At 39.1% G+C, this 24,539-nt stretch carries 24 protein-coding genes and 2 pseudogenes; 13 read left to right on the top strand and 13 right to left on the bottom strand.

Features of this window, described 5'->3' with window-relative positions:
• The first annotated feature begins 100 nt into the window (after nt 1-100).
• Nucleotides 101-1,324 carry a peptidase T gene (gene pepT / locus QM424_RS00825; RefSeq protein WP_414392635.1) on the top strand — a complete coding sequence of 408 codons (1,224 nt, stop codon included), beginning with the start codon at nt 101-103 and terminating at the stop codon, nt 1,322-1,324.
• Between the two features lie 135 nt (nt 1,325-1,459).
• Here the strand turns inward: pepT and pta are convergent, their stop codons facing one another.
• From pta to yjbM, 4 genes are read right to left on the bottom strand one after another with little or no spacing between them, the layout of a single operon-like run.
• Nucleotides 1,460-2,434, bottom strand: a complete 975-nt coding sequence (pta, locus tag QM424_RS00820; RefSeq protein ID WP_414306056.1) for a phosphate acetyltransferase — start codon at nt 2,432-2,434, stop codon at nt 1,460-1,462.
• A 43-nt stretch (nt 2,435-2,477) separates the two neighbouring features.
• Entirely contained in the window at nt 2,478-3,374 is an 897-nt protein-coding gene (locus QM424_RS00815) for an RluA family pseudouridine synthase (RefSeq protein ID WP_414392634.1), read from the bottom strand.
• Nucleotides 3,371-4,189 (bottom strand): NAD kinase, encoded by an 819-nt coding sequence (locus tag QM424_RS00810; protein ID WP_050261575.1) that lies wholly within the window; start codon nt 4,187-4,189, stop codon nt 3,371-3,373. The genes QM424_RS00815 and QM424_RS00810 overlap by 4 nt, the downstream gene beginning before the upstream one ends.
• Nucleotides 4,173-4,844 carry a GTP diphosphokinase gene (yjbM, locus tag QM424_RS00805; RefSeq protein ID WP_050242979.1) on the bottom strand — a complete coding sequence of 224 codons (672 nt, stop codon included), beginning with the start codon at nt 4,842-4,844 and terminating at the stop codon, nt 4,173-4,175. The genes QM424_RS00810 and yjbM overlap by 17 nt, the downstream gene beginning before the upstream one ends.
• A 127-nt stretch (nt 4,845-4,971) precedes the next feature.
• Between yjbM and QM424_RS00800 the strand changes: the two genes are divergently transcribed.
• The 7 genes from QM424_RS00800 to QM424_RS00770 all read left to right on the top strand — a co-directional run bounded on the left by QM424_RS00800 (nt 4,972) and on the right by QM424_RS00770 (nt 9,744).
• A complete protein-coding gene (locus QM424_RS00800) occupies nt 4,972-5,541 on the top strand; it encodes a CYTH domain-containing protein (RefSeq protein WP_414392633.1) in 570 nt (189 codons plus the stop codon).
• 112 nt (nt 5,542-5,653) lie between these two features.
• The gene (locus QM424_RS00795) at nt 5,654-6,613 is read left to right on the top strand and encodes a ribose-phosphate diphosphokinase (RefSeq protein WP_001283823.1); all 960 of its coding nucleotides are present in this window, start codon (nt 5,654-5,656) and stop codon (nt 6,611-6,613) included.
• Nucleotides 6,614-6,622: 9 nt separating this feature from the next.
• A complete protein-coding gene (locus QM424_RS00790; protein ID WP_414392632.1) occupies nt 6,623-7,738 on the top strand; it encodes a cysteine desulfurase family protein in 1,116 nt (371 codons plus the stop codon).
• 4 nt (nt 7,739-7,742) lie between these two features.
• Nucleotides 7,743-8,090 carry a DUF1831 domain-containing protein gene (locus QM424_RS00785; protein ID WP_000863540.1) on the top strand — a complete coding sequence of 116 codons (348 nt, stop codon included), beginning with the start codon at nt 7,743-7,745 and terminating at the stop codon, nt 8,088-8,090.
• A 7-nt stretch (nt 8,091-8,097) separates the two neighbouring features.
• Nucleotides 8,098-8,313: a DUF4649 family protein gene (locus QM424_RS00780; RefSeq protein WP_414392866.1), complete on the top strand. Its 216-nt coding sequence runs from the start codon at nt 8,098-8,100 to the stop codon at nt 8,311-8,313.
• A gap of 82 nt (nt 8,314-8,395) precedes the next feature.
• Nucleotides 8,396-9,037 (top strand): redox-sensing transcriptional repressor Rex, encoded by a 642-nt coding sequence (locus QM424_RS00775; protein ID WP_000653414.1) that lies wholly within the window; start codon nt 8,396-8,398, stop codon nt 9,035-9,037.
• A gap of 17 nt (nt 9,038-9,054) precedes the next feature.
• On the top strand, nt 9,055-9,744 hold the full coding sequence (locus QM424_RS00770) for a gamma-glutamyl-gamma-aminobutyrate hydrolase family protein (protein ID WP_000743337.1): 690 nt from the start codon (nt 9,055-9,057) through the stop codon (nt 9,742-9,744).
• Here QM424_RS00770 and radC read toward each other — a convergent pair.
• The 5 genes from radC to QM424_RS00745 form a co-directional block, all read right to left on the bottom strand.
• Nucleotides 9,741-10,421, bottom strand: coding sequence for a RadC family protein (radC, locus tag QM424_RS00765; protein ID WP_414392631.1), 681 nt, complete (start codon nt 10,419-10,421; stop codon nt 9,741-9,743). The two genes, QM424_RS00770 and radC, sit on opposite strands and share 4 nt — an antisense overlap.
• Nucleotides 10,422-10,463: 42 nt before the next feature.
• On the bottom strand, nt 10,464-12,755 hold the full coding sequence (gene pcrA, locus QM424_RS00760; RefSeq protein WP_414392630.1) for a DNA helicase PcrA: 2,292 nt from the start codon (nt 12,753-12,755) through the stop codon (nt 10,464-10,466).
• Between the two features lie 313 nt (nt 12,756-13,068).
• Nucleotides 13,069-14,739 (bottom strand): formate--tetrahydrofolate ligase, encoded by a 1,671-nt coding sequence (locus QM424_RS00755; protein ID WP_050242748.1) that lies wholly within the window; start codon nt 14,737-14,739, stop codon nt 13,069-13,071.
• A gap of 174 nt (nt 14,740-14,913) precedes the next feature.
• Nucleotides 14,914-16,389, bottom strand: coding sequence for a hypothetical protein (locus tag QM424_RS00750; RefSeq protein ID WP_414392629.1), 1,476 nt, complete (start codon nt 16,387-16,389; stop codon nt 14,914-14,916).
• Complete coding sequence (locus QM424_RS00745; protein ID WP_414392628.1) at nt 16,382-17,548, bottom strand: hypothetical protein; 1,167 nt, start codon at nt 17,546-17,548, stop codon at nt 16,382-16,384. Before QM424_RS00745 ends, QM424_RS00750 begins: the two co-directional genes overlap by 8 nt.
• Before the next feature lie 135 nt (nt 17,549-17,683).
• On the opposite strand from QM424_RS00745, the gene coaB reads away from it, so the two are divergent.
• From coaB to QM424_RS00720, 5 genes are all read left to right on the top strand, one after another.
• A complete protein-coding gene (coaB, locus tag QM424_RS00740; RefSeq protein WP_414392627.1) occupies nt 17,684-18,373 on the top strand; it encodes a phosphopantothenate--cysteine ligase in 690 nt (229 codons plus the stop codon).
• An 11-nt stretch (nt 18,374-18,384) separates the two neighbouring features.
• Nucleotides 18,385-18,936, top strand: a complete 552-nt coding sequence (gene coaC / locus QM424_RS00735; RefSeq protein ID WP_414392626.1) for a phosphopantothenoylcysteine decarboxylase — start codon at nt 18,385-18,387, stop codon at nt 18,934-18,936.
• Complete coding sequence (locus QM424_RS00730) at nt 18,920-19,483, top strand: ECF transporter S component (RefSeq protein ID WP_000747412.1); 564 nt, start codon at nt 18,920-18,922, stop codon at nt 19,481-19,483. The genes coaC and QM424_RS00730 overlap by 17 nt, the downstream gene beginning before the upstream one ends.
• 281 nt (nt 19,484-19,764) lie before the next feature.
• Nucleotides 19,765-20,292 carry an ECF transporter S component gene (locus QM424_RS00725; protein WP_173278426.1) on the top strand — a complete coding sequence of 176 codons (528 nt, stop codon included), beginning with the start codon at nt 19,765-19,767 and terminating at the stop codon, nt 20,290-20,292.
• A gap of 11 nt (nt 20,293-20,303) precedes the next feature.
• A complete protein-coding gene (locus QM424_RS00720; RefSeq protein WP_414392625.1) occupies nt 20,304-20,819 on the top strand; it encodes a transcription repressor NadR in 516 nt (171 codons plus the stop codon).
• Here QM424_RS00720 and QM424_RS00715 read toward each other — a convergent pair.
• From QM424_RS00715 to QM424_RS00700, 4 genes and pseudogenes are all read right to left on the bottom strand, one after another.
• Nucleotides 20,816-20,956, bottom strand: a pseudogene (locus QM424_RS00715) (8-oxo-dGTP diphosphatase); the annotation flags it as partial. The gene QM424_RS00720 and the pseudogene QM424_RS00715 sit on opposite strands and share 4 nt — an antisense overlap.
• Nucleotides 20,957-21,033: 77 nt before the next feature.
• A pseudogene (locus tag QM424_RS00710) lies at nt 21,034-21,999 on the bottom strand (substrate-binding domain-containing protein).
• 103 nt (nt 22,000-22,102) lie between these two features.
• A complete protein-coding gene (locus QM424_RS00705) occupies nt 22,103-23,047 on the bottom strand; it encodes an ABC transporter permease subunit (RefSeq protein WP_414392624.1) in 945 nt (314 codons plus the stop codon).
• A gap of 1 nt (nt 23,048) precedes the next feature.
• Nucleotides 23,049-24,527, bottom strand: a complete 1,479-nt coding sequence (locus tag QM424_RS00700; protein WP_414392623.1) for a sugar ABC transporter ATP-binding protein — start codon at nt 24,525-24,527, stop codon at nt 23,049-23,051.
• Nucleotides 24,528-24,539 lie beyond the last annotated feature (12 nt).

Genomic DNA, 24,539 nt, shown 5'->3' with positions numbered 1-24,539 from the left:
TAAGTAAACGCTAACATAGGGAATTTCCCTAACTTCTGTCTTTTGTTTTTCTTTTCTTTCTATGATACAATGGAAAAAATGAATTCAAAAGGAGTTTTTTATGACTTACACCAATCTCTTGGACCGCTTCTTAACCTACGTTAAGGTCAACACACGCTCTGATGAACACTCTACTACTACTCCAAGTACACAGAGTCAGGTTGACTTCGCAACCAATGTTCTTATCCCTGAAATGAAACGTGTTGGACTGCAAAACGTCTACTACCTTCCAAATGGTTTTGCGATTGGTACCTTGCCAGCCAATCATCCGTCTTTAACACGTAAGATTGGTTTCATTTCCCACATGGATACTGCTGATTTTAATGCCGAAGGAGTTAATCCTCAGGTGATTGAAAACTACGATGGGGGTGTGATTGAACTTGGAAATTCTGGTTTTAAACTCGATCCAGCTGACTTTAAGAGTCTTGAAAAATATCCAGGACAAACGCTCATCACAACCGATGGAACAACCTTGCTAGGTGCCGATGACAAGTCAGGGATTGCTGAAATTATGACAGCTATTGAATATCTGACTACCCATCCTGAAATCAAACACTGTGAGATTCGTGTTGGTTTTGGTCCAGATGAAGAAATCGGTGTTGGTGCTAATAAATTTGATGCAGAAGATTTTGATGTAGATTTTGCCTATACTGTAGATGGCGGACCTCTCGGAGAACTTCAGTACGAGACCTTTTCAGCAGCGGGTGCTGAATTGCATTTCCAAGGACGCAATGTCCACCCTGGTACCGCCAAAGGTCAGATGGTCAATGCCCTTCAGCTAGCAATTGATTTTCATAATCAACTTCCAGAGAATGACCGACCTGAGTTCACTGAAGGTTACCAAGGTTTCTATCATCTTATGGATGTGACTGGTAGTGTCGAGGAGGCGCGTGCAAGCTACATCATTCGTGATTTTGAAAAAGATGCCTTTGAAGCGCGTAAAGCAACTATGCAGTCTATCGCTAATAAGATAAATCAAGAACTTGGTAGCGACCGTGTCACCCTAAACTTAACAGATCAGTACTACAATATGAAAGAAGTCATTGAAAAAGATATGACTCCAATTACCATTGCTAAAGCCGTTATGGAAGATCTGGGAATCACTCCTATTATCGAACCAATCCGTGGAGGGACAGATGGCTCTAAGATTTCCTTTATGGGAATCCCAACCCCTAATATCTTTGCTGGTGGCGAGAATATGCACGGACGTTTTGAATACGTTAGCCTTCAGACTATGGAACGTGCAGTTGATACAATCATTGGTATCGTAGCTTATAGAGACTAAAAATAGACTGGGCAAAAACTCAATTTTAAGAGAAAATGAAGTAAATCTTCACACAATAAAACGCATAGTACCAAGGTTTTCCTGATACTATGCGTTTTTTGATTATAAATACGAATTATTTAGTAGCACTTCTCTTTATTGATGAACAGCTTGGGCTGCTGTGATGAGGGTTAACTTGTAAACATCATCTGCATTACATCCACGAGAAAGGTCGTTAACTGGCTTATTCAAACCTTGTAAAACAGGTCCTACGGCCGCAAAGCCACCAAGACGTTCGGCCATCTTGTAGCCGATATTTCCTGCCTCGATACCTGGGAAGATGAAGACATTTGCTTGACCAGCTACTGTACTTCCAGGAGCTTTCAGAGCTGCAGTTTCTGGAACAAAGGCCGCATCAAATTGCAACTCACCATCGATTTCAAGGTCAGGGCGCAAGTCGTGAGCAATTTTAGTTGCTTCAACAACCTTATCAACGCTTTCTCCAAATCCTGAACCTTTAGTAGAATAGCTTAGCATAGCAATTTTAGGCTCGATTCCAAACATCTTAGCTGTAATTGCTGAGTTGATCGCAATTTCAGCCAAGGCTTCTGCATCAGGATTGATATTGATGGCACAGTCTCCAAACAGGTAACGTTCCGTACCACGAACCATGAGGAAGGCACCTGAAGTGCGAGTGACATTTGGACGAGTTTTGATGATTTGAAGGGCTGGGCGAACTGTTGAAGCAGTTGAGTGAATCGCACCTGACACCATTCCATCAACCAAGCCCAGGTATACTAACATAACACCAAAATAGTTGACATCTTCAACCAAAACCTTGCGTGCATCTTCTTCAGACATTTTACCCTTACGACGCTCCACCAAGGCAGCAACCATTTCTTCAAATTGAGGATAATTTTGAGGGTCGATGACTTCATAACCATCCATGATCCCTTCAATTTCAAGATAAATTTTAATTTTTTCAGGATTTCCAAGCAAAACAGGAATCACTTCTGTTTCTTTTACCAAGCGTTTTGTCGCTTGAAGAATACGTGGCTCTTCCCCTTCAGGCAGAACGATACGAGCATTTTTACCAACCAGGTTGGCTTTGAGACTTTCAAAAACTTCCATGAGTTTTCTCCTTTAAGATAATAATTATACTCTGAATTACTTTTTATAGAGTATTAGTTGATAACTGGGTAATTAGGTTACTGAAATCATCCGGCAAGGGACTTTCTAACTGCAAGTCCTGCTCTAAAAATGGATGATAAAAGGATAGGTAATGACAATGCAAGGCCTGACGTTGGATGCCGTCGTCCAGGCTACCACCGTACAAATCATCTCCCAACAAAGGAAAACCGATATGGGAAAAATGGACTCGGATTTGGTGAGTTCGACCAGTATGCAAGCGAATGTCGACCAGGTGAATATTCCCATAAGATGCTACAATCTTGTAGGAAGTATGGGCATACTTTCCACCTTTAGCCACTCTTCTGGTAATAATAGAGTCTTCATCACGCGCAATAGGAGCTATAATTTCTCCTTCAGGCTCCAAATATCCATCTCCTTTAACGAGGGCAAAGTAGCGTTTCTCGATAGATTTCTTCTGCAACTGCTTGTCCAATCGTGCATGGGCATAACCGTGCTTGGCAAAGAGCATCAAGCCAGAAGTGTCTCGGTCAAGTCTGGTCACAATGTGAACCTGCTGATTTTCGTAATTTTGCTTGACATAGTAACCCTTAATAAAATTGGCAATGGTATTAGAGTGATTGACACTAGGAATAGAAGCCACTCCATAGGGTTTATTCAGAACTAGAAAATGGTCATCCTCATAGAGAATATCCAATGGACGCTCGATAGCTTCCAGAGTTTCAAAACCTTCCTCAGCGGGAATATCGATAGTAACGCGGTCTCCAATATCCAATAGATAAGTTGCATTTTGCGGTTGGTCATTGACCCGAATAGCTCCACCTCGAAACTTAATCTTGGCCAAAAGTCCTTTAGAAACCTCGTGCTTTTTCAAAAAGGTCTTGACCTTGACATGCTCATCTGCGATAAATTCAAACCTCATTCGTCCACCTCGCCTATAAAGGCATCCTTAACGCGGTTCCAGAAACTGGTGTGGCTAGGAGTCGCGACAAAGTGAATCTTATGATGATCAATTTGATACTCGATTCGCTCGATATTGCGGAAAGAATACACACTATTGTCAACCGAAATGGTATGGTAATCGTTTCTCGTTGGAATGAGTTCAATCTTATCCTTCTTAGGAACAATAATAGAAGAACCCAGCGTTCGATAGACACGATTGTTTAGGCTAGCAATTTCCGTCAACTGAAGAGCTTCAATGGTAGGGTGTAAAACAGCTCCACCGAGCGACTTGTTATAGGCTGTGCTACCAGTAGGGGTTGAAACTGTTAGCCCGTCTCCGCGAAAACGTTCAAAGGGAACACCATTGATGACAATATCTGCTACCATGGTTCTATCAGACCTGCGGATGCTGGCTTCATTAAGGGCACGAAAAATCTTGACCTCTCCATTTCCAAGAAAAACCTTCACATTCAAAACAGGGTAAGAGACTCTTGCTCCGGTATCTAGCTGCAAATTAGTCATTAACTTATCCAACTCAAAATCACGATAGTCGGTATAAAAACCTAAATGTCCAGTATGAAGACCGATAAAGCGCACCTTATCAAGCTGGTCTTCGTACTTATGAAACGCCGACAAGAGCATGCCATCCCCACCAATGGAAATGACAATGTCTGGATTGGTATCATTGAGTATAAACTGATTTCTCTTTAAACGATCTCGCAATTCATACAAAACCCTTTGACTCTGTGGTTTTCTATTGGCTATCAAGTCAATTCGTTTACCTGTATTCTTCATCTGTATCGTCACTGTTTCCTACACCGTCATTTAATTTTCTACTCAAAGGATCAAAAAGAGCCTGGGCTTCCTGGATATCATCACGAATTTTACCCATTTCTTCATCCAATTGATGGGCAATCTTGGCTGTAATTTCCAGTCGCTTCTTAATCTCCTCTGGGAAATCCCCTTGGTACTTGTAGTTGAGAGAATGTTCTATTGTTGCCCAGAAATTCATGGCCAAGGTACGTATTTGAATTTCCGCCAAAATGGTCTTGGCTCCATTGATAGTGTCAACCGTATATTCTACTACCACGTGATAGGAACGGTAACCTGATGCTTTTCGATGAGTAATGTAATCTCGCTCCTGTATGATTCGCATATCCTGACGCTTGTGCAAAATCTCCACCACTTCTCGGACATCATCTACAAACTGAACCATCACACGTAAACCAGCAATATCCTGCAAATCATGCTCCAAGGTCGCATAAGTAATGCCTCGCCGAGCCATTTTTTCCTTGATGCTCTCAATTGGCTTGACCCGACCAGTCACAAACTCAATCGGAGAATGCTTATTTTGCTTACGATATTGCTTACGAATACCACGAAGTTTAATCTTTAACTCACCAACAGCTTGAATGTAAGGATCTAGAAATTCTTCCCATTCTAAGGTCATATATTCTCCCTTGTTCTCATATTATCCTTCAAAAATATCTTTGATTTTTTCTCCAGATTTATATACAATAAATACAAAGCTATTATATCATAAATCCGCTTTCAACGATAAAGAAAAGGTAAGAAAAATGAAACATTTAGAAATTGAATTGAAAACACTCTTGAAAAAAGATGAATATGATCGTCTAAAAGACCAGTTCACTGGTGTTACACCTGTTCTTCAAAAAAATTACTACATCGACACGCCTGATTTTGAACTACGAGAAAAGAAAGTCGCTATGCGCATTCGAACCTTTAAAGACTGGGCTGAATTGACACTCAAAGTCCCGCAAAGTGTTGGAAATATGGAATACAACCAAAAATTGCAACTAACAGATGCTGAAAACTATCTGATCAAGAAAGAACTTCCTCAGGGGCTGGTTCTTGATGAATTAGCTAAACATGATGTCCAGAGCAAGAACTGGCAGATTCTTGGTTGTCTCACAACGCTTCGCTATGAAAAGCAAACACCAATTGGCCTCATGGCACTAGATGAAAGTCAGTACTTTGATATTACAGATTACGAATTAGAGCTCGAAGTGGAAAATCATGAGCAAGGCAAACAGGATTTCCAACAATTTTTAGAGGAAAATCAGATTGCTTATCAAAAAGCTCCCTCAAAATTGGTCCGATTTGTCAAAAGCATGAAAAATAGCTGAAATAATCTCTATTTTTTGGTAAAATAGAAAAGATAAAAATACACAAGTCCCAGTTCATATATGTAGGATAAATATAACTAGGATTTAAAAAGTTTACAGAGGACGGTCTATAATGTCAGATAGAAAAAACATGAAACTTTTCGCACTCAACTCTAACCAAGAGATTGCACAGAAAATTGCTCAAGCTGTTGGTGTCCCACTTGGAAAACTATCATCACGTCAATTTTCAGACGGAGAAATCCAAGTGAATATTGAAGAAAGTGTCCGTGGTTATGATGTTTACATCATCCAATCAACAAGTTTCCCTGTTAACAACCACCTAATGGAATTGTTGATCATGGTTGATGCTTGTGTTCGCGCAAGTGCCCACAGTATTAACGTTGTCCTTCCATATTTTGGCTATGCACGTCAAGACCGTATTGCTTCACCTCGTGAGCCACTTACAGCTAAACTAGTTGCTAATATGCTGGTTAAAGCTGGGGTTGACCGTGTCCTTACGCTTGATTTGCATGCTGTCCAGGTGCAAGGCTTCTTTGATATTCCTGTTGACAACCTCTACACAGTTCCTCTATTTGCAAAACATTACTGCGATAAGGGTCTACTTGGCTCAGATGTTGTTGTCGTTAGCCCTAAAAATTCAGGTGTAAAACGTGCTCGTAGCTTGGCTGAGTATCTTGATGCTCCTATCGCCATTATCGATTACCCTCAAGACGATGCAACTCGCAACGAAGGTTATATTATCGGTGATGTTGAAGGTAAGAAAGCCATCTTGATTGATGATATTCTTAATACAGGACGTACCTTCTCTGAAGCTGCTAAAATCGTTGAACGTGAAGGAGCTACAGAAATTTATGCTGTTTCTAGCCACGGTCTCTTCGTCGAAGGAGCTGCTGAACTTCTTGACAATACTAATATTAAGGAAATTCTTGTGACTGATTCAGTAGCAACAAAAGAAAAAACTCCTAAAAACGTATGCTACATCACTGCTAGTGAGTTAATTGGTGATGCCATCGTCCGTATCCACGAAAGAAAACCAGTCAGCCCACTCTTTGCCTACAACAAAAAGAAATAAGGTGATCCTTTGATTTATTTGGACAATGCTGCAACGACTCCCATGTCAGCAGTTGCTATTTCAGCTATGACCAAGGTTATGCAAGAAACCCATGGCAATCCATCTAGTATCCATGGTCATGGTCGTCAAGCTGGCAAACTCTTGAGAGAAGCCCGTCAGGAACTAGCCCAGTCACTGGGAACAAAACCTCAACATATCTTTTTCACTTCTGGTGGGACTGAAGGCAACAATACTGCCATCATTGGCTACTGCCTTCGTCATCAAGAACAAGGAAAACATATCATCACAACCGCCATCGAGCACCATGCTGTCCTTGAAACCATTGATTACTTGGTTCAACACTTCGGTTTTGAAGTAACCATTATCCAGCCAGAAAATCAAGAAATCACCGCCCAGCAAATTCAAGAGGCCTTACGTGACGATACGATTTTGGTTTCAACCATGTTTGCCAATAATGAGACGGGAAACCTACTGCCCATTGCTGAAATTGGCCAAATACTCAAGCAACACCCTGCTGCCTATCATGTCGATGCAGTTCAGGCTATTGGTAAAATCCCTATACACCCAGAAGAATTGGGCATTGATTTTCTCACTGCTTCGGCCCACAAGTTCCATGGTCCTAAGGGAATCGGCTTTCTCTACGCATCTAGCATGGATTTTGATTCCTATCTACATGGCGGAGACCAAGAACAGAAAAAACGTGCAGGAACTGAAAATTTAGCTGCCATCGTAGGCATGGTTGCAGCCCTAAAAGAAGACCTAGAAAAACAAAAAGAACATTTTCAACATATACAAAATCTAGAAACTGCTTTTCTTGCGGAGCTAGAGGACATTCAATATTACTTGAATAGAGGACAGCATCATCTCCCTTATGTTCTCAATATTGGATTTCCTGGCCAAAAAAATGACCTCTTACTCCTTCGTCTAGATTTAGCTGGAATTTCAATCTCTACTGGCTCAGCCTGTACGGCAGGCATTGTCCAATCTAGTCATGTTCTTGAAGCTATGTACGGAGCAAATTCAGAACGCTTGAAGGAATCCGTTCGTATCAGTTTGTCGCCACAAAATACCGTTGAAGACCTACAAACCCTCGCAAAAAACTTAAAAGAAATTATCGGAGGTTAGCCATATGGCATTTGAAAAAACCATTCAGTTAAAAAATTGTCGTTACGACTACACTCTTAGCCCTTCTGTAAAAAAATTCACCCTCAAAGATAACACCTTTTTTGAGACAAAAGTTGGTAACTACGAACTAACTCGCCTACTTGAAAAAGTGCCAAATAGCGGTGAGGGCTTCCAACTCAAAATCATTATCAATAAAGAACTAACAGGAGCTAAAATCAATATCACTGACAAGTTTGGCCTTCGTCTAGTTGATATTTTCAAATCAGAAGACCACCACATTCATCAGGAAAAATTCTATTTCCTCATGGATAGCTTGGTAGAGCGTGGTGTCTTTACAAAATCAGAAAGATAAAGCCAAAATGTTTGAACTGACCTATAAGGATAACTATCATGTAGAGCGTACTCTCAAGTACGAAGATTATGAGGAACTCATGCTGGCTTTGTCAGGATGTGTGACCCTACCAGATACACTTTATGTGACTTCTCTGACTTTTAAGGACCAGAAAGTTTATCAGGGCCTGGTCGGAGACCTCTACCGTTTTCTATCACATGCAGATTTTTTACATCAAAACTAAGATTTTTCTTAGTTTTTTCTTGTTTTTGTTGATTTTTTCACAATGTTTCTATAAAATAGAAGAATAGAAAGGTTGTGATTTTGTGAAAGATAAACAGTCTGCTATTCCAAAAGCTACAGCAAAAAGACTCTCCCTATACTATCGAATTTTTAAGAGATTTCATGCAGAAAAGATTGAACGTGCCAACTCTAAACAAATTGCAGAGGCCATCGGTATTGATTCAGCGACAGTTCGTCGTGATTTTTCCTATTTTGGTGAACTAGGTCGTCGTGGTTTTGGCTACGATGTCAAAAAACTGATGACGTTTTTTGCCGATTTACTCAATGATAACTCCATCACCAATGTCATGCTGGTTGGTATTGGAAATATGGGCCATGCCCTTCTCCACTACCGCTTCCACGAACGTAACAAGATGAAGATTATCATGGCCTTTGATCTTGATGACCATCCTGAAGTCGGTAGCCAAACTCCTGATGGAATTCCCATTTACGGGATTTCTCAAATCAAGGATAAAATCAAGGATGCTGATGTCAAGACTGCTATCCTGACCGTTCCCAGCGTTAAGTCACAAGAGGTCGCTAATCTCTTGGTAGATGCTGGCGTGAAAGGAATTCTTAGTTTTTCACCAGTCCATCTGCATTTACCAAAAGATGTGGTCGTTCAGTATGTCGATTTGACAAGTGAACTCCAAACCCTCCTCTATTTCATGCGAAAAGAGGATTAGAAAGCGAAAATCATTTTATGAAAAAACCAGTTATAGGGATTACAGGAAACGAAAAAACTCATCCTGATGATGACATCATGATGAGCTACGCAGCAAAAGGCTTTGTGGAAGGCGTTAAAGACGCTGGAGGGATTCCCATCATCCTACCGATTGGTGATCAAGAAATGGCCTGCCACTATATCAGTATGATTGACAAGCTCATCTTGACAGGTGGGCAAAATGTTGATCCAAAATTCTATGGTGAACCAAAAACCATTGATAGCGATGACTACCACCTTCAAAGAGACATCTTCGAACTGGCTCTCATCAAGGAAGCTATTAAACAGAAAAAGCCAATTTTTTCTGTCTGCCGTGGAACACAACTCTTTAACGTTGCCATGGGTGGAACTCTGTACCAAGATATAGAAGACCATTGGCAGGATTGTTCGGCTGAGTACACAACCCAACGCTTGGTGACAGAACCAGATACTGTTCTCCGAGAAATCTATGGAGAAATCTCCCATATCAACTCCTTCCATCACCAGAGTATCAAGGATTTAGCACCAAATTTAAAGATTGCGGCTCATGATCCTAAAGATGGTATCATTGAAGCTGTCATGAGTACGGATGATGTTGCCTTTCTCGGTGTCCAATGGCATCCAGAGTTTCTTTTTGAAAATCGTCCCAAAGATAAAAACCTCTTTGACTATGTCGTTAATGAACTTTAGATTAAATCTGTTTTTTCACGGTAACTAAAGTAACTAGAATATGAGACAATCAAATGGTCCAAGAGGACAATCCCCATCAGGTCGCAGGCTTCTTTAACAAGTTTAGTGACATGATCATCATTTCGACTGGGCGCTACCGCTCCTGAAGGATGATTGTGAACCAAGATGAGAGAAGTCGCCATATGCTTGATTGCATAGTGAAGAATCTCTCGCGGTTCAGCGATACTACGAGTTGCAGAACCGATAAAAATGGTCTGTTGATGGATGATTTGATTTTGAGTATTGAGATAGAGCGCCACCAAGTGCTCTTGTTTTTTATGTCCCAACTCCTGTTGCATCTTCTTGGCTAACTTTTGACTGCTGAGAATACTTTCCATTTCAAGGGTCTCGTGTTTGTGGATACGATGCCCCAGTTCAATCATAGCTTGCAATTCTATAGCCTTAACTCGCCCGATGCCAGACAGACTCTGCAATTCCTGCAGGGTCATTTTTTTCAAATCCGTTAGGCTTGAAAGATTGCTCAAGATTTTCTGGGCAATTTCAAAAACGCTAGCCTGACGTGTTCCTGTCCTGAGTAAAATAGCTAGCAACTCTTGATTACTGAGCGCTTCTACTCCTTCCTTGGCCAATCTCTCTCTTGGCAATAATGAATCTTCTTGGAATGAAATACTGTACATAAAAATCCTCCTCACTTTATTATTCGTGAGAAGGATGGAAAATTAGATTTTTTTCTCAATTGGAGCCACACTGGCTAAAAGTTTTTTCAGGCCAACTTCTGGGAAATTGATTTTCAATTCCTGCGTAGCACCGCTACCTGAAACTTCCAGAACGGTTCCCTCCCCCCACTTCTTGTGGAGGGCAATATCACCAATAGACCAAATTGCCTCACTAGACGCTGATTTTGCACCAGCTGTAAATTGACCAAATGGGAGACCACTTGACTGGATAGTTTTTGGGGCTGCACTGCGTTTACGATCTTGAAGAGCCTGGGCAAGACTCATACCTTGACCGAAGGCAAGACCACCACTACTATAAGACGCCTTAAAGCTTGTATTTGCTGGGCGCGCCAATCCTTGATACTCAAGCAAGTCTGAACTGATTTCGTTAATAAAACGAGTCGGACGGTTGTAGTTGGTACGACCGAAAAGCAGGCGCGAGTTGGCATTGGTCAGATAGAGAATTTTCTCTGCACGCGTAATTCCTACATAGGCTAGACGGCGCTCTTCTTCTAGTTCATCTTGATCTTCAGCTGCACGGCTAAGCGGAAAGACATTTTCTTCCATCCCAATCAAAAAGACAACTGGAAACTCGAGACCTTTGGCAGCATGCAGGGTCATCAAGGTCACTTCTGATGTCTCCTGACTACCTGAATCTGTGTCGGCAATCAAGGCCAAGTCATTTAAGAAACGACTCAGTTTGTCCAGACCAGTTTCCTCTTCTGACACATCAGAGGTGTCATCAAAGTTCTTCGTCACAGAGAGGAACTCCTCGATGTTTTCTACCCGAGCCTTGCTTTCTAAGGTCGCTTGGGCATTAAGAATATCGACGTATCCTGTTTTTTCAAGGACAGACTCAACCAACTCAGTAATGCTTAAATGGTCCAGTTGCTCCCGCAAATCCAGAATCATATTGGCAAAATCCCAGATAGATTGAGCTGCCTTACCCTTGATTCCAGACAACATAATATTTGCAGAAGCAACTAGCATGGACATATTTTGCATATTGGCAAAATCACGGATTTTCTCAACTGTACCTGGCCCAATTCCACGTTTCGGTTCGTTGATAATACGTTCAAAACTAATATTGTCACTCAAATTGGCAATAAGGTTGAGGTAGGCAATAATATCACGAATTTCCTTACGGCTGTAGAACTTAGTTCCTCCGACCATTGTATAAGGGATGTTGGACTTGAGAAGGGCTTCTTCAATAGTACGGGACTGGGCATTAGTCCGATAGAGAACTGCAAAATCCTTGTGAAGGAAGTTTTGACTGCGACCAAGTTCATCAATAGTTTTAGCCACAAATACAGCCTCATCCAGCTCATCATCGGCACGATAGTAAACGATTTGCTCCCCATCAGCGTTTTGGGTCCAGAGATTCTTAGGACGGCGGTTTTTATTATTTTTAATAACCTCATTGGCCGCTTGGAGAATGGTTTTGGTTGAACGATAATTCTCCTCCAACAAAACAACCTTGGCTTGGGGATAATCTTTCTCGAAATCCAAAATATTCTGCATATCAGCACCACGCCAACCGTAGATAGACTGGTCCGCATCCCCAACCACACAGATGTTTTTAAAGCGGGAAGCTAAGAGTTTGACCAGTTGGTACTGGGCATGGTTGGTATCTTGGTATTCATCAACGTGAATGTATTGAAACTTCTGCTGGTAGTAGGTCAAGACATCAGGATTCTGATCAAAGAGACGCAGGGTCAGCATAATCAAATCATCAAAGTCAACTGACTCTGACTGACGAAGCTCTTTTTGATAGGCTGTATAACACTGGGCCACGATTTGCGTGTACATATCTCCAGCTTGAGCTGCATAAGCCACATCATCAATTAAATCATTCTTGGCATTAGAAATAGTCCCTAAGATGCTCCGTTCATTCCATTTTTTCGGATCCAGGTTCAACTGTTTGAGAATGCGTTTCATGAGCGTTCGCTGTTCACCAGGATCTACAATAGTGAAATTGCGGTTGTAGCCAATATGATCCGCATCACGACGCAGAATACGAACACACATGGAGTGAAAAGTCGCAATCAGACAGTCCTGAGTGGCTGGATTGAGGTTATAAGCACGCTCTTTCATCTCACGCGCAGCCTTGTTGGTAAAGGTAATGGCCAAGATATTCCACGGATTGACCAGCTTTTCATCAATCAGATAAGCAATGCGGTGGGTCAAAACTCTGGTCTTTCCAGAACCAGCCCCCGCCATGATCAACAAGGGCCCTTCTGTCGTTTGCACCGCCTCAGCCTGACGGTCATTCATTCCATTTAATAATGCGTTCATCTTCTCTTCCTTACTCTTGAAGTCAATATTTCTATTATATCAGAATTCAGGGAAAATATCTTTACCTAGACTGCTTACGTGTAGAAGGTAACTCCTTATATCTAGATAAAAAATGAGCTTGGATAGTATTTCCAAACTCATTTATTACTCAATGAAAATCGAAGTGCAAACTAGGAAGCTAGCCGCAGGTTGCTCAAAGCACTGCTTTGAGGTTGTAGACAAGACTGACGAAGTCAGTCACATATATAATCCAAGGTGAAGCTGACGTGGTTTGAATTTGATTTTCGAAGAGTATAAAGTCAATTTCAATATACTAGAACAAGCCTAGGACAGTTCCGTCACTTTCAACATCCATATTGAGAGCTGCTGGTCGTTTTGGAAGTCCAGGCATGGTCATCACATCGCCAGTTAGGGCTACGATGAAGCCTGCACCTAATTTTGGTACCAATTCACGAATGGTAATTTCAAAGTTTTCAGGTGCTCCAAGTGCATTTGGATTGTCTGAGAAGCTATACTGGGTCTTAGCCATACAAATTGGCAATTTGTCCCAACCGTTTTGAACTATTTGAGCAATTTGTGTTTGAGCTTTCTTCTCAAAGTTTACTTTGCTACCACGGTAGATCTCAGTAACAATCTTTTCAATCTTTTCTTGGACAGAAAGGTCATTGTCATACAAACGTTTATAGTTAGCTGGGGTTTCAGCGATAGTTTTGACAACTGTTTCGGCAAGTGCTACTCCACCTTCTGCACCATCAGCCCAGACACTAGCCAGCTCAACTGGAACATCAATTGAGGCACAGAGCTCTTTCAAGGCTGCGATTTCAGCTTCTGTATCAGAAACAAATTCATTGATAGCTACAACTGCTGGAATACCAAACTTACGGATATTTTCTACATGGCGTTTCAAGTTAGCAAAACCGGCACGAACTGCTTCTACATTTTCCTCTGTCAGAGCATCCTTAGCCACGCCACCATTCATCTTAAGGGCTCGAAGGGTTGCGACAATGACAACTGCATCTGGAGATGTTGGTAAGTTTGGTGTCTTAATATCAAGGAATTTCTCGGCACCAAGGTCTGCACCAAAACCAGCTTCAGTAACTGTGTAATCAGCCAAGTGAAGGGCTGTAGTCGTTGCCAAGACTGAATTACATCCATGAGCGATATTGGCAAATGGACCACCATGTACAAAGGCAGGTGTTCCGTAAATTGTTTGAACCAGGTTCGGCTTAATCGCATCCTTCAAAATCAAAGCCAAGGCACCTTCAACCTGCAAATCACCTACAGAAACAGGCGTACGGTCATAGCGATAACCGATAACGATATTCGCCAAACGGCGTTTCAAGTCCTCGATGTCTGTTGCCAAGCAAAGAATGGCCATGATCTCTGAAGCGACGGTAATGTCAAAGCCATCCTCACGTGGAATACCATTTAGAGGGCCACCAAGTCCAACGGTCACATGGCGAAGGGCACGGTCGTTCAAGTCCACAACACGTTTCCAAAGAATACGACGTTGGTCAATTCCCAACTCATTTCCTTGGTGCAAGTGGTTGTCAATTAAGGCAGAAAGAGCGTTGTTAGCAGTTGTAATGGCATGCATGTCTCCAGTGAAGTGGAGATTAATATCTTCCATTGGAAGAACTTGGGCATATCCACCACCAGCAGCACCACCCTTGATCCCCATGACTGGACCAAGAGATGGTTCGCGGATAGCAATCATTGTTTTCTTGCCAATCTTGTTCAAGGCATCCGCAAGACCAATGGTAATAGTTGATTTTCCTTCACCTGCAGGTGTTGGGTTGATGGCAGTAACCAAGATCAATTTCCCAACTGGATTGCTCTCAACTGCACGAATTTTATCAAAGCTGAGCTTAGCCTTGTACTTTCCATACAACTCCAAATCGTCGTAAGAAATACCCAGTTTCTCTACAACATCAACAATTGGCTTCAACTCAATACTCTGTGCGATTTCAATATCTGTTTTCATTCAAAACTCCTCTAACCTCTTATATGATAATTCATTATAACACAAAACGAGATTTTTAACATCCTTAAACTCTCTAAACGTTCGTAATTATTCCTATTTTTAAGGTTTTTAGAGCCCTTTCTTAAATTTTATATGGCTTTATAGTTTGAAACTATAGAATAATGAAAAAATAATTTAGTCAAGAAAATAGCTGTCAATTTCAGATAAATTATGTAAAATTCTTGTGTTTTCAATTTCTAATTTTTCTGCCAACTCAATAGAATATTCAAAACTAAGTTTAGTGTTTAACGATAAATCAAACGAGTAATCTTGTAATTCACCCAGTTTTTTATATTTTTCTATGATTTCATTATAAATAGCAAGATAATGCTTATCTAATATTTTTATATAATTATTCAGATTTTCCTGGTAGACTTGAATGATTTTTTGTTCGCTATCATTTAATATTCCCTTCCCTATTTCCCAAATGATTGAGCTGGCTATTGAACCCACTACAGAACCTAGAACTGGTATAGGAATCATTGCTTGACCAATACAAGCACCAATTGTTGCAAAGGAAGCATCCATTACATTTAATGTCAAAAGATTCATAAATTCATCTTGGATTATTTCTGTAGATCTATACTTTAGAACAATGTCTATCATTCCATAAGTTGCCATAACTAAAGCACTAGCATTTGGAGCACTAATCCCCAAGACGTTTGTTAATCCATAAATAGAATAACCAGATATTGTACCCTTTACAACTCCTTCAGCTGTATTCAATCCACAATCTAACCAATCTGATTGTTCGAATTCAAAAATATTTTTTCCTTCTTTATATTTTCCATACACACTCGACATCAAAGCTAAACCACCCTGTAAAAAAGCAGCGTTCCTTGCAACCTTGTTAGCTTCTTTTAAATTTGGCAATGCATGTTTTTGGGCTACTAATCTTTTTTTATTTAATTCTTGTTGTTTCAGTTTGACTGTTTTATAAATATTTTTCTGTTCAGAATCCAATAGAGAGTTAATTGAATTCTTTTGAGCGTCTTTATAATCTAGAGCAGAGGATTTCATCCAAGATTTGTATGAAGTAAGTCCCTTGCTTTCAGTGATATCATTAATTATTTGGCGTATATCCGTAATTTGTTTACTGGACAATCTCTTACCATTAAGTTCAACTTCTTTTGCTCCAGCCATTATTTTTTCAAATACTTGAACGTGATCTTTTGGAAACATCATTTTCATTTTTGTATTGTAAAAAAATGATTGTTCTAACTCATCACGTAAATTATTATAAAACTTCATTTGAATAGTATTTCTACCAATTAATAAATCGGCTGGTCCATTGTCATTCAATACTTTAACTATTGGTTTTAATCCTTCAATTGCTCTCCTTGCATTTACAATTCCTGCTTCTGCAAACTCTGCTATAAAACCATGTACTCCACGATCACCGCCTCGATTTTTAACAATAACATCTTCTATATTATCTTTAGCATAATCTAAAATTTTAGAGGCATTATCCTTGTTTAAGATGATATTGCGAGCTTCATCTTCTATCATTTTCATAGCAATTTGTAAGTCTTGAATTCTTAAATTATTTAAGCAATTGACATATGCTCCAATACCTTGGTTAAATGCTTGATTAAAAATTTGATTAACCATTTATTTTAATTTCCTTATTTATCATAGCTGTCAGTGATAGTGTTGAATTCACTAAATTACCTGCTTTGTATTTTTCATCTTCAGTAAATAAGCTATAGTCCATTCCAGTTAAAGATAAATTGGCTAAATAAATTCCTTCTGTTTGTTTTTCAGTTAATTCTATTAATTCCGTAACTTCTATTACTTTTTCTTTAAGTTGTCTAGCCAACAATTCTACCTTTTTCTGTTCCTCTATAGCCTCTTTTGCAACTTCTTCATTTTTCCTATTAGCTACTACACCAGCGCCTACAGAAGCGGTCAACATAACGCCTGCAATTCCCCAACCGACAGGACCAGCCAATGCTAAAAATGCGTTACCGGCTGCCACTCCACCACCACCAGCTGCTACACTTCCACCACCTAACCAAGCCAGAGCGGCGCTATTTGCTGCAGCACCTGTCAAACTTGATATCGCAGTACCTGTTGATGCAACACCAAATGTAGTTGCAACACCCATAGCGGCAGTAGGCCCTAAAGTTGCAACTGTTACTCCTAATGCACTAAGAGAAGCCGTAGCCGCTGTACTACCACTTGCTAATTCAACTTCCTTAATTGACTGTGAAATAGCAATTTGCTTATCTTCAAAATTCTGAATTTCAACATCAATTTCTTCTAATTTTGTTTCAAACTCTTTTGGCTTATTTGCTAGCTTACTAATTCTTTCTTCAATAATTTTTACAACTTTGACCGCTTTTTCCCTAACCTGATAGAGTTCTGTTGATTTATTAGCCAAATTATCAGCTTCATCATTATACAATCTTATAGATTCTTTATATCCCTCGACAGCTTCTTGTCTAAGTTTAGAATTAAAGAGGTCAACAGCATCAATTTGTTCTTTCGTATTATTCGCTATTTTACCTGCTTCATTAAAAGTTTCCGATGAAGCTTTAGTTACATGTTCTACCACATCACTAGCTACCCCAATAGCTTTTTCAGAAACATCTGTGATAACATCGCCAACCTGACTTGAAACATCTTCTATAACTTTTACAGACTCTGTAATAGCTTCTCCAGTAAATTTACCTGCTTCATTTAATACTTTACTGGTAGCGGATCCAGCATCATTCAATACCTTACTAGCTTCTTTTGTAAAATTGTCAGCAAATTTAAAAAAATTCATTCAGCATTCTCCTTATTGCATATATTTCTATTATCCTATAAACAGGAGAGTTTTTCAAAATCGACCATATATTAATTTACTCAATTTTTATCACTTTCATTTTACTTACCGTTTATTTTTGTGTACAATAGTGCTATGAAAATTTTAGTTACATCGGGCGGTACCAGTGAAGCTATCGATAGCGTCCGCTCTATCACTAACCATTCTACAGGACGCTTGGGGAAAATCATCACAGAAACATTGCTTGCTGCAGGGCATGAAGTTTGTTTAATGACGACAAAACGGGCTGTGAAGCCAGAACCTCATCCTGACCTAAGTATTCGAGAAATTAACAATACCAAGGACCTTCTACTGGAAATGCAAGAACGTGTTCAGAATTATCAGGTCTTGGTCCACTCAATGGCTGTTTCTGACTACACTCCTGTTTATATGACAGGGCTTGAGGAAGTCCAAGCTAGTTCCAATCTAGAAGAATTTTTAAGCAAGCAAAATCATCAAGCTAAGATTTCTTCGACTGATGAGATTCAGGTTTTATTCCTGAAAAAAACACCAAAAATCATCTCTCTAATCAAGGAATGGAATCCTGCTATTCATCTGATTGGTTTCAAACTGCTGGTTGATGTCTCTGAGGATTATCTCATCGAGATTGCTAGAAAAAGTCTTATCAAGAACCAAGCAGACTTAATTATCGCAAATGACCTGACTCAAATTTCAGCAAACCAGCATCGTGCAATCTTTGTTGAAAAAGATCAGCTTCAAACAGTCCAGACTAAAGAAGAAATTGCAAAACTCCTCCTTAAAAAGATTCAAGCCTATCATTCATAGAAAGGAAAGCTATGGCACATATTCTCTTGGCTGTAACTGGATCAATCGCCTCTTACAAGTCGGCAGATTTAGTCAGTTCTCTAAAAAAACAAGGTCATCAAGTCACTGTCTTAATGACTCAGGCTTCTACAGAGTTTATCCAACCTTTAACACTACAGGTCTTATCGCAGAATCCTGTCCACTTGGATGTTATGAAGGAACCCTATCCTGATCAAGTCAATCATATCGAACTGGGAAAAGAAACTGATCTATTTATCGTGGTACCTGCAACTGCTAACACTATTGCAAAACTAGCCCACGGCTTTGCGGACAACATGGTAACCAGTACAGCTCTAGCATTGCCCAGTCATATTCCTAAACTAATAGCTCCTGCTATGAATACAAAAATGTATGAACATCCGGCAACTCAGGCTAATCTGAAAACATTAGAAACCTACGGCTATCAGCTGATTGATCCTAAGGAATCCCTACTAGCTTGTGGAGACCACGGAAGAGGAGCCTTAGCTGACCTCACAATTATTTTAGAAAGAATAAAGGAAACTATCGATGAAAAAACGCTCTAATATTGCACCTATTGCTATCTTTTTTGCAACCATGCTCGTGATACACTTTCTGAGCTCACTTATCTTTAACCTTTTTCCATTCCCAATCAAACCGACCATCGTTCATATTCCTGTCATTATTGCCAGCATTATTTACGGTCCACGCGTTGGGGTTACACTTGGATTTTTGATGGGGCTACTTAGCTTGACCGTTAACACGATTACGATTCTACCAACAAGCTACCTCTTCTCACCATTTGTCCCAAACGGAAACATCTACTCAGCTATCATAGCTATCGTCCCACGTATTTTGATTGGTTTAACTCCGTATCTAGTTTATAAACTGATGAAAAATAAAACTGGTCTTATTTTAGCTGGTGCCCTTGGTTCGCTAACCAACACAGTCTTTGTACTTGGTGGAATTTTCTACCTTTTTGGAAATGTTTTTGATGGTAATATCCAAAAACTCCTAGCAACTGTTATCTCAACAAATTCGATTGCTGAATTAGTTATTTCCGCAGTTCTAACGCTAGCCATTGTTCCAAGACTACAGACTTTGAAAAAATAAAAACATCTCCACTTTCAAGCTTGAAGGTGGAGATTTTGTTTGAAGTAGTTTCTTTTTAGTGAAATCTTTACTAACTTTTAACTAAAAAACGACCTATAAACCTAAGTAATACTCAATGAAAATCAAAGAGCAAACTAGGAAGCTAGCCGCAGGCTGTACTTGAGTACGGCAAGGTGAAGCTGACGTGGTTTGAATTTGATTTTCGAAGAGTATAAATCCTTGCTTTATTGTCTGGTTTATAGTACTATACTAGTGTATATACAGACAAAAAGGAGATTCTTATGAATACACGGAAAAAGACACAATTTATGACAATGACTGCCCTTTTAACGGCTATTGCGATTTTGATTCCAATTGTTATGCCTTTCAAGATCGTCATTCCACCTGCTTCCTATACTTTAGGAAGCCACATCGCTATTTTTATCGCTATGTTCTTATCGCCCTTGATGGCTGTTTTTGTCATCCTAGCCTCTAGTTTTGGATTTTTGATGGCTGGCTATCCCATGGTGATCGTTTTTCGAGCTTTTTCCCATATCTTTTTTGGAACTTTGGGGGCTCTTTACCTACAAAAATTCCCCGATACCCTAGATAAACCAAAAGCTTCCTGGATTTTCAATTTTGTGTTAGCGCTTGTCCATGCCCTTGCTGAAGTATTAGCCTGTGTCCTTTTTTACGCAACTTCTGGTACCAATGTAGAAAATATGTTTTATGTTCTATTTGTGCTAGTTGGATTTGGTACAATTATCCATAGTATGGTAGACTATACATTAGCACTAGCTGTCTATAAAGTGCTTCGAAAACGCCGTTAAAAGGAAAAGCTATGACAAAAGATCGCAAACAAGCTCTGCTCCAACTCTTGAAAGAAGCTCCCAAAGCCCTTAATGGCCAAAGTTTGGCGGAACATTTTCATGTCACACGTCAGGTCATTGTACAGGACATTGCAATTTTAAGAGCCGATGGCGCTCCTATCCTATCCACTAATCGTGGCTACGTCTATAAGCAAGTTGAAACCAATCCTTATGTTCACAAACTTTTCAAAGTGAAACATGAAGTTGAAGAAATCGGTCAGGAACTCCTAGCTATCGTAGATAATGGTGGACGTGTTCAAAACACCTTGATTGACCATCCCGTTTATGGAGAAATTGAAACCTTGCTGAAACTGTCTTGTCGCCGAGATGTGCAACATTTTCTAGAACAAGTCGAGCATTCTGACTTCAGACCTCTGTCTGAATTGACAGATGGCATCCATTACCACCTAGTCGAAGCCGAAACACAACAAGACCTCCACTATATCGAGGAGGCCTTGGATCAGCTCGGTTATTTGGTAAAGGATTAGAAAATTTTCTTTTCCCAATCGTCTTCTGCACGGCGAGGGTAGAAAAATTCAGATTTGTCCGGAGCTTCCATCATCTCCATCAAGGGTATCATATCATAGGCCAGATCCAAGTTTGGAATCTGGTCTTTTTGCACCCAATAACTCAATTAGTAACAATGATATTTAAAAACTACATTGAATGAAAATTAACAACCACCTACTTACTAAAAATATATCACCAGTTATGTTGATCAACATTATCCTTAGTCACAAGATAAATTGGAGAAACTGTTTCTTTTTCCAGTTTTTTCCCTTGATAATGATCGATTGCTGATTGAATAGCGATTTCCCCCATCTTAGCTGGTTGCTGAGCAATAGTGGCAGTAATATCACCTTTTGCAATAGCATCATGTGCATCTGGTTGACCATCAATACCAACAATTAATACATTGCTAAGACCAGCTGCTTTTACTGCTTGTGCAGCTCCTAACGCCATCTCATCATTCTGTGCAAAGATTGCTTGTACTTCTTTGTTTCCTTGAATCATATTTTACGCTGTATTCAAAGCTTTTGCGCGATCAAAATTAGCGGATTGACTAGAAAGAACATCTAAATTTGTCTTTGAAATTTGTTCAAATCCTTTACCTCTATCTACTGTTGCAGAAGCACCAGGGACTCCTGATAATTCAAAAGTTTTTGCTTTTTCTCCCAATTGCTTGGTAATAAATTCGGCAGCCATTTTACCTGCTTCTACGTTATCAGAAGCAACAGTTGTCAAGACTTCACCACCATTACTACCGCGGTCAATTAAGATTACTGGAATATTTGCATTATTAGCAGCTTTAATAGATGTAACAATTGCATCAGAATCAACTGGATTAATTAGTAAAGCATCTACATTTTGACTAATAAAATTTTGAATATCATCTGCTTGTCTAGCAGCATCATCTTGTGCATCTGCTATCTTCAAAGTTACTTCTTGTTCTCCTGCGGCTTTTTCAAGACCATCTTTCATAGCCACAAAATAGGGATTGTTAGTAGTCGAAATAGAAACTCCTAATTTTAATTCTTTTGCTGACTTTTGAGTCGTAGATTTATTATCATTTGATGAATTTCCTAAACCAGTTTTTCCACAAGCTACTAAAGCAAAAATAAATGTTACAAACAAAGCAAAAATGCTAATTTTTTTAATAATTTTCATGTTATTACTCCTCGTAATATATATCTATAGGGATAGTTTCAATCCCGATTATTGTTCGTCATCTAATAAATTGTTACTATTTCCAAAAAAATTAAAAATTATTTTACTGTTTTACAACTTTAAAACGATCAATCAGAACAGCAATTAAGATTACAACTCCTTTTACTACTTGTTGCCAAAATGCTGAAACACCGATAATATTAAGTCCATTATTCAACACCCCAATAATTAAAGCACCTATTAGAGTACCCAGTATACGACCTTTACCTCCTGACAAAGAGGTGCCCCCAAGAACAACAGCTGCAATAGCATCCATTTCATAACTAGCACCTGCTGTTGGTTGAGCAGAACTTAAGCGTGATGTTATAATCAATCCAGAAATTGAAGCCATAATACCTGAAATTGAATAAATGATAATTTTCACTTTATTTAGTTTCACACCTGATATATATGCTGCTTTTTCATTCCCCCCTATAGCATACACAGATTTACCAAATGCTGTTTTATGAAGTAAAACATATAAAACAATAAATACAATAAACATAATAATTACAGGAAATGGAATTCCGACTATGTAACCTTGCCCCAAAAATTGAAATAAGAATGTATCACTTAATCCTTTTGTGATAGGATTCCCATTTGTATAAACAAGTGTTGCGCCTCTAAAAATAGTCATAGTTGCTAAAGTAACGATAAATGGAGCTAATTTCCCGTAGGAAATCAACAAACCATTCATCATCCCCAGAATGCAACCCAAAATTAAAGAGATGAGAATTGCTAACGTAACAGGCATTCCAGATCCTAATAGGCCAGCGGTTAGCGCACTGGACAAGGATAAAATTGATCCAACTGATAAATCAATTCCACCTGTTAGAATAACAAAGGTCATTCCAAAAGCGATCAGTGCATTTGATGTTACTTGCAATAGTAAATTTAACAGATTATTTGCTGTTAAAAAATTTGAATTGATAATAGTGATGACAGCCATTAAAATTATCAATGCTATTACTGTTGTCAATTCTGACATATACTTCATAGTATTTTTCACACTATTGTCCTCCTGTAGCTAGTTGCATAACTTTTTCTTGTGTAGCTTCTTGACGTGTTAATTCTCCACTAATTCTTCCTTCATGCATGACCATAATGCGATCACTGACTCCGATCACTTCTGGTAAATCTGAAGATACCATAATAATCGGCACACCTCGTTCAGCCAATTCATTCATTAATTGGTAAATTTCACGCTTAGCACCAACATCTACCCCACGAGTTGGCTCATCTAGAATCAGTACTTTTGGAGCAATACCTATCCATTTTGCTAAAACTACTTTCTGTTGATTACCACCAGAAAGTGTTCCAACTTCCTTATCTGGATAACCTGATTTAATTCGTAGCCTATCTATTAAACGTTGTACAAATATATCACTTGTTTTATTATCGAAAATGCCATTTTTAACAAAATCACGAGTACTAGGTAAAGTCATATTATCTTTAATAGAAAAATCTAAAATCAATCCCTCATCTTTACGATCTTCTGTTAAGAAACCAATTCCATGCTTAATTGCTTCAAAAGGATTTTTAATTATCAGTTGTTCTCCATTTATTATAATTTGACCAGATTTTAAAGAATCAATTCCAAAAATTGCTCGCATTATTTCAGTACGACCAGCACCCATCAAACCAGAAAAACCAAGAATTTCCCCTTGACGTACATAGAAAGAAATATCCGTAAAAGCATCACCAGAAAGATTCTTAGCTTGAAAAACAATATTCCCAATTTCAGCCTTTTTTTCTGGATAATAATCTTCTAATTCACGACCTACCATCTTCTGAACTAATTCATCCGCATTAGTTAACTTCGTTTTCTTAGTATCAATTACAAACCCATCCCTCATAACAGTTATAAGATCTGTAATCTTAAAGATTTCTTCCATCCGATGTGAAATATACACAATACCTACACCATCAGATTTTAATCCTTCTATCACTTTAAAAAGTGTTTCAGTTTCACGATCAGTTAAAGCTGCTGTGGGTTCATCCATAATTAACAAGGAAACTTCTGATAATAAACATTTTGCTATTTCTATCATTTGTTGTTGTCCGACTGATAATTGACCAATGATTGCATCGAGAGGAATAGAGATATTAAGACGTTTAAATGCTTCTTTAGCTTTCCTTTCCATACTAGCCTTATCTAGAAACCCAATCGAATTTTTTATTTCTCTTCCTAAAAAAAGATTATCAAGTACAGTCATATCTGGCCAAGTATTCATTTCTTGATGAATAAAACTCAATCCAAACCGTTCTGCCTCTTGAGGATTAGAAAATGTTTTTTCTTTTCCATCAATAAAAATAGTTCCTGAAGTAGCTGGAAAAAGTCCAGTTAAAATATTCATTAAGGTTGATTTGCCTGCACCATTCTCCCCCATTAAAGCATGAACTTCTCCTGAATTAAGAACCAAATCAATACTTTCTAAAACACGATTATTCCCAAAAGATTTTGAAATGTTCTTCATTTCAATTTTCATAGGCAACCCCCT

Source organism: Streptococcus mitis (genome assembly GCF_047464945.1).
Classification (GTDB): domain Bacteria; phylum Bacillota; class Bacilli; order Lactobacillales; family Streptococcaceae; genus Streptococcus; species Streptococcus mitis_EA.
This window is presented reverse-complemented; position numbering and strand designations above follow the sequence as displayed.

Coding starts and splice junctions, on each gene's coding strand:
- QM424_RS00770 (WP_000743337.1), top strand. CDS start 9,055: ATGAAAAAACCAGTTATAGGGATTACAGGAAACGAAAAAACTCATCCT.
- QM424_RS00755 (WP_050242748.1), bottom strand. CDS start 14,739: ATGAAAACAGATATTGAAATCGCACAGAGTATTGAGTTGAAGCCAATT.
- QM424_RS00720 (WP_414392625.1), top strand. CDS start 20,304: ATGACAAAAGATCGCAAACAAGCTCTGCTCCAACTCTTGAAAGAAGCT.
- pta (WP_414306056.1), bottom strand. CDS start 2,434: ATGGAAGTTTTTGAAAGTCTCAAAGCCAACCTGGTTGGTAAAAATGCT.
- pepT (WP_414392635.1), top strand. CDS start 101: ATGACTTACACCAATCTCTTGGACCGCTTCTTAACCTACGTTAAGGTC.
- QM424_RS00745 (WP_414392628.1), bottom strand. CDS start 17,548: ATGAATTTTTTTAAATTTGCTGACAATTTTACAAAAGAAGCTAGTAAG.
- coaB (WP_414392627.1), top strand. CDS start 17,684: ATGAAAATTTTAGTTACATCGGGCGGTACCAGTGAAGCTATCGATAGC.
- coaC (WP_414392626.1), top strand. CDS start 18,385: ATGGCACATATTCTCTTGGCTGTAACTGGATCAATCGCCTCTTACAAG.
- QM424_RS00725 (WP_173278426.1), top strand. CDS start 19,765: ATGAATACACGGAAAAAGACACAATTTATGACAATGACTGCCCTTTTA.
- QM424_RS00800 (WP_414392633.1), top strand. CDS start 4,972: ATGAAACATTTAGAAATTGAATTGAAAACACTCTTGAAAAAAGATGAA.
- QM424_RS00810 (WP_050261575.1), bottom strand. CDS start 4,189: ATGAAGAATACAGGTAAACGAATTGACTTGATAGCCAATAGAAAACCA.
- QM424_RS00780 (WP_414392866.1), top strand. CDS start 8,098: ATGTTTGAACTGACCTATAAGGATAACTATCATGTAGAGCGTACTCTC.
- QM424_RS00730 (WP_000747412.1), top strand. CDS start 18,920: ATGAAAAAACGCTCTAATATTGCACCTATTGCTATCTTTTTTGCAACC.
- QM424_RS00795 (WP_001283823.1), top strand. CDS start 5,654: ATGTCAGATAGAAAAAACATGAAACTTTTCGCACTCAACTCTAACCAA.
- QM424_RS00700 (WP_414392623.1), bottom strand. CDS start 24,527: ATGAAAATTGAAATGAAGAACATTTCAAAATCTTTTGGGAATAATCGT.
- pcrA (WP_414392630.1), bottom strand. CDS start 12,755: ATGAACGCATTATTAAATGGAATGAATGACCGTCAGGCTGAGGCGGTG.
- QM424_RS00750 (WP_414392629.1), bottom strand. CDS start 16,389: ATGGTTAATCAAATTTTTAATCAAGCATTTAACCAAGGTATTGGAGCA.
- QM424_RS00815 (WP_414392634.1), bottom strand. CDS start 3,374: ATGAGGTTTGAATTTATCGCAGATGAGCATGTCAAGGTCAAGACCTTT.
- QM424_RS00785 (WP_000863540.1), top strand. CDS start 7,743: ATGGCATTTGAAAAAACCATTCAGTTAAAAAATTGTCGTTACGACTAC.
- radC (WP_414392631.1), bottom strand. CDS start 10,421: ATGTACAGTATTTCATTCCAAGAAGATTCATTATTGCCAAGAGAGAGA.
- yjbM (WP_050242979.1), bottom strand. CDS start 4,844: ATGACCTTAGAATGGGAAGAATTTCTAGATCCTTACATTCAAGCTGTT.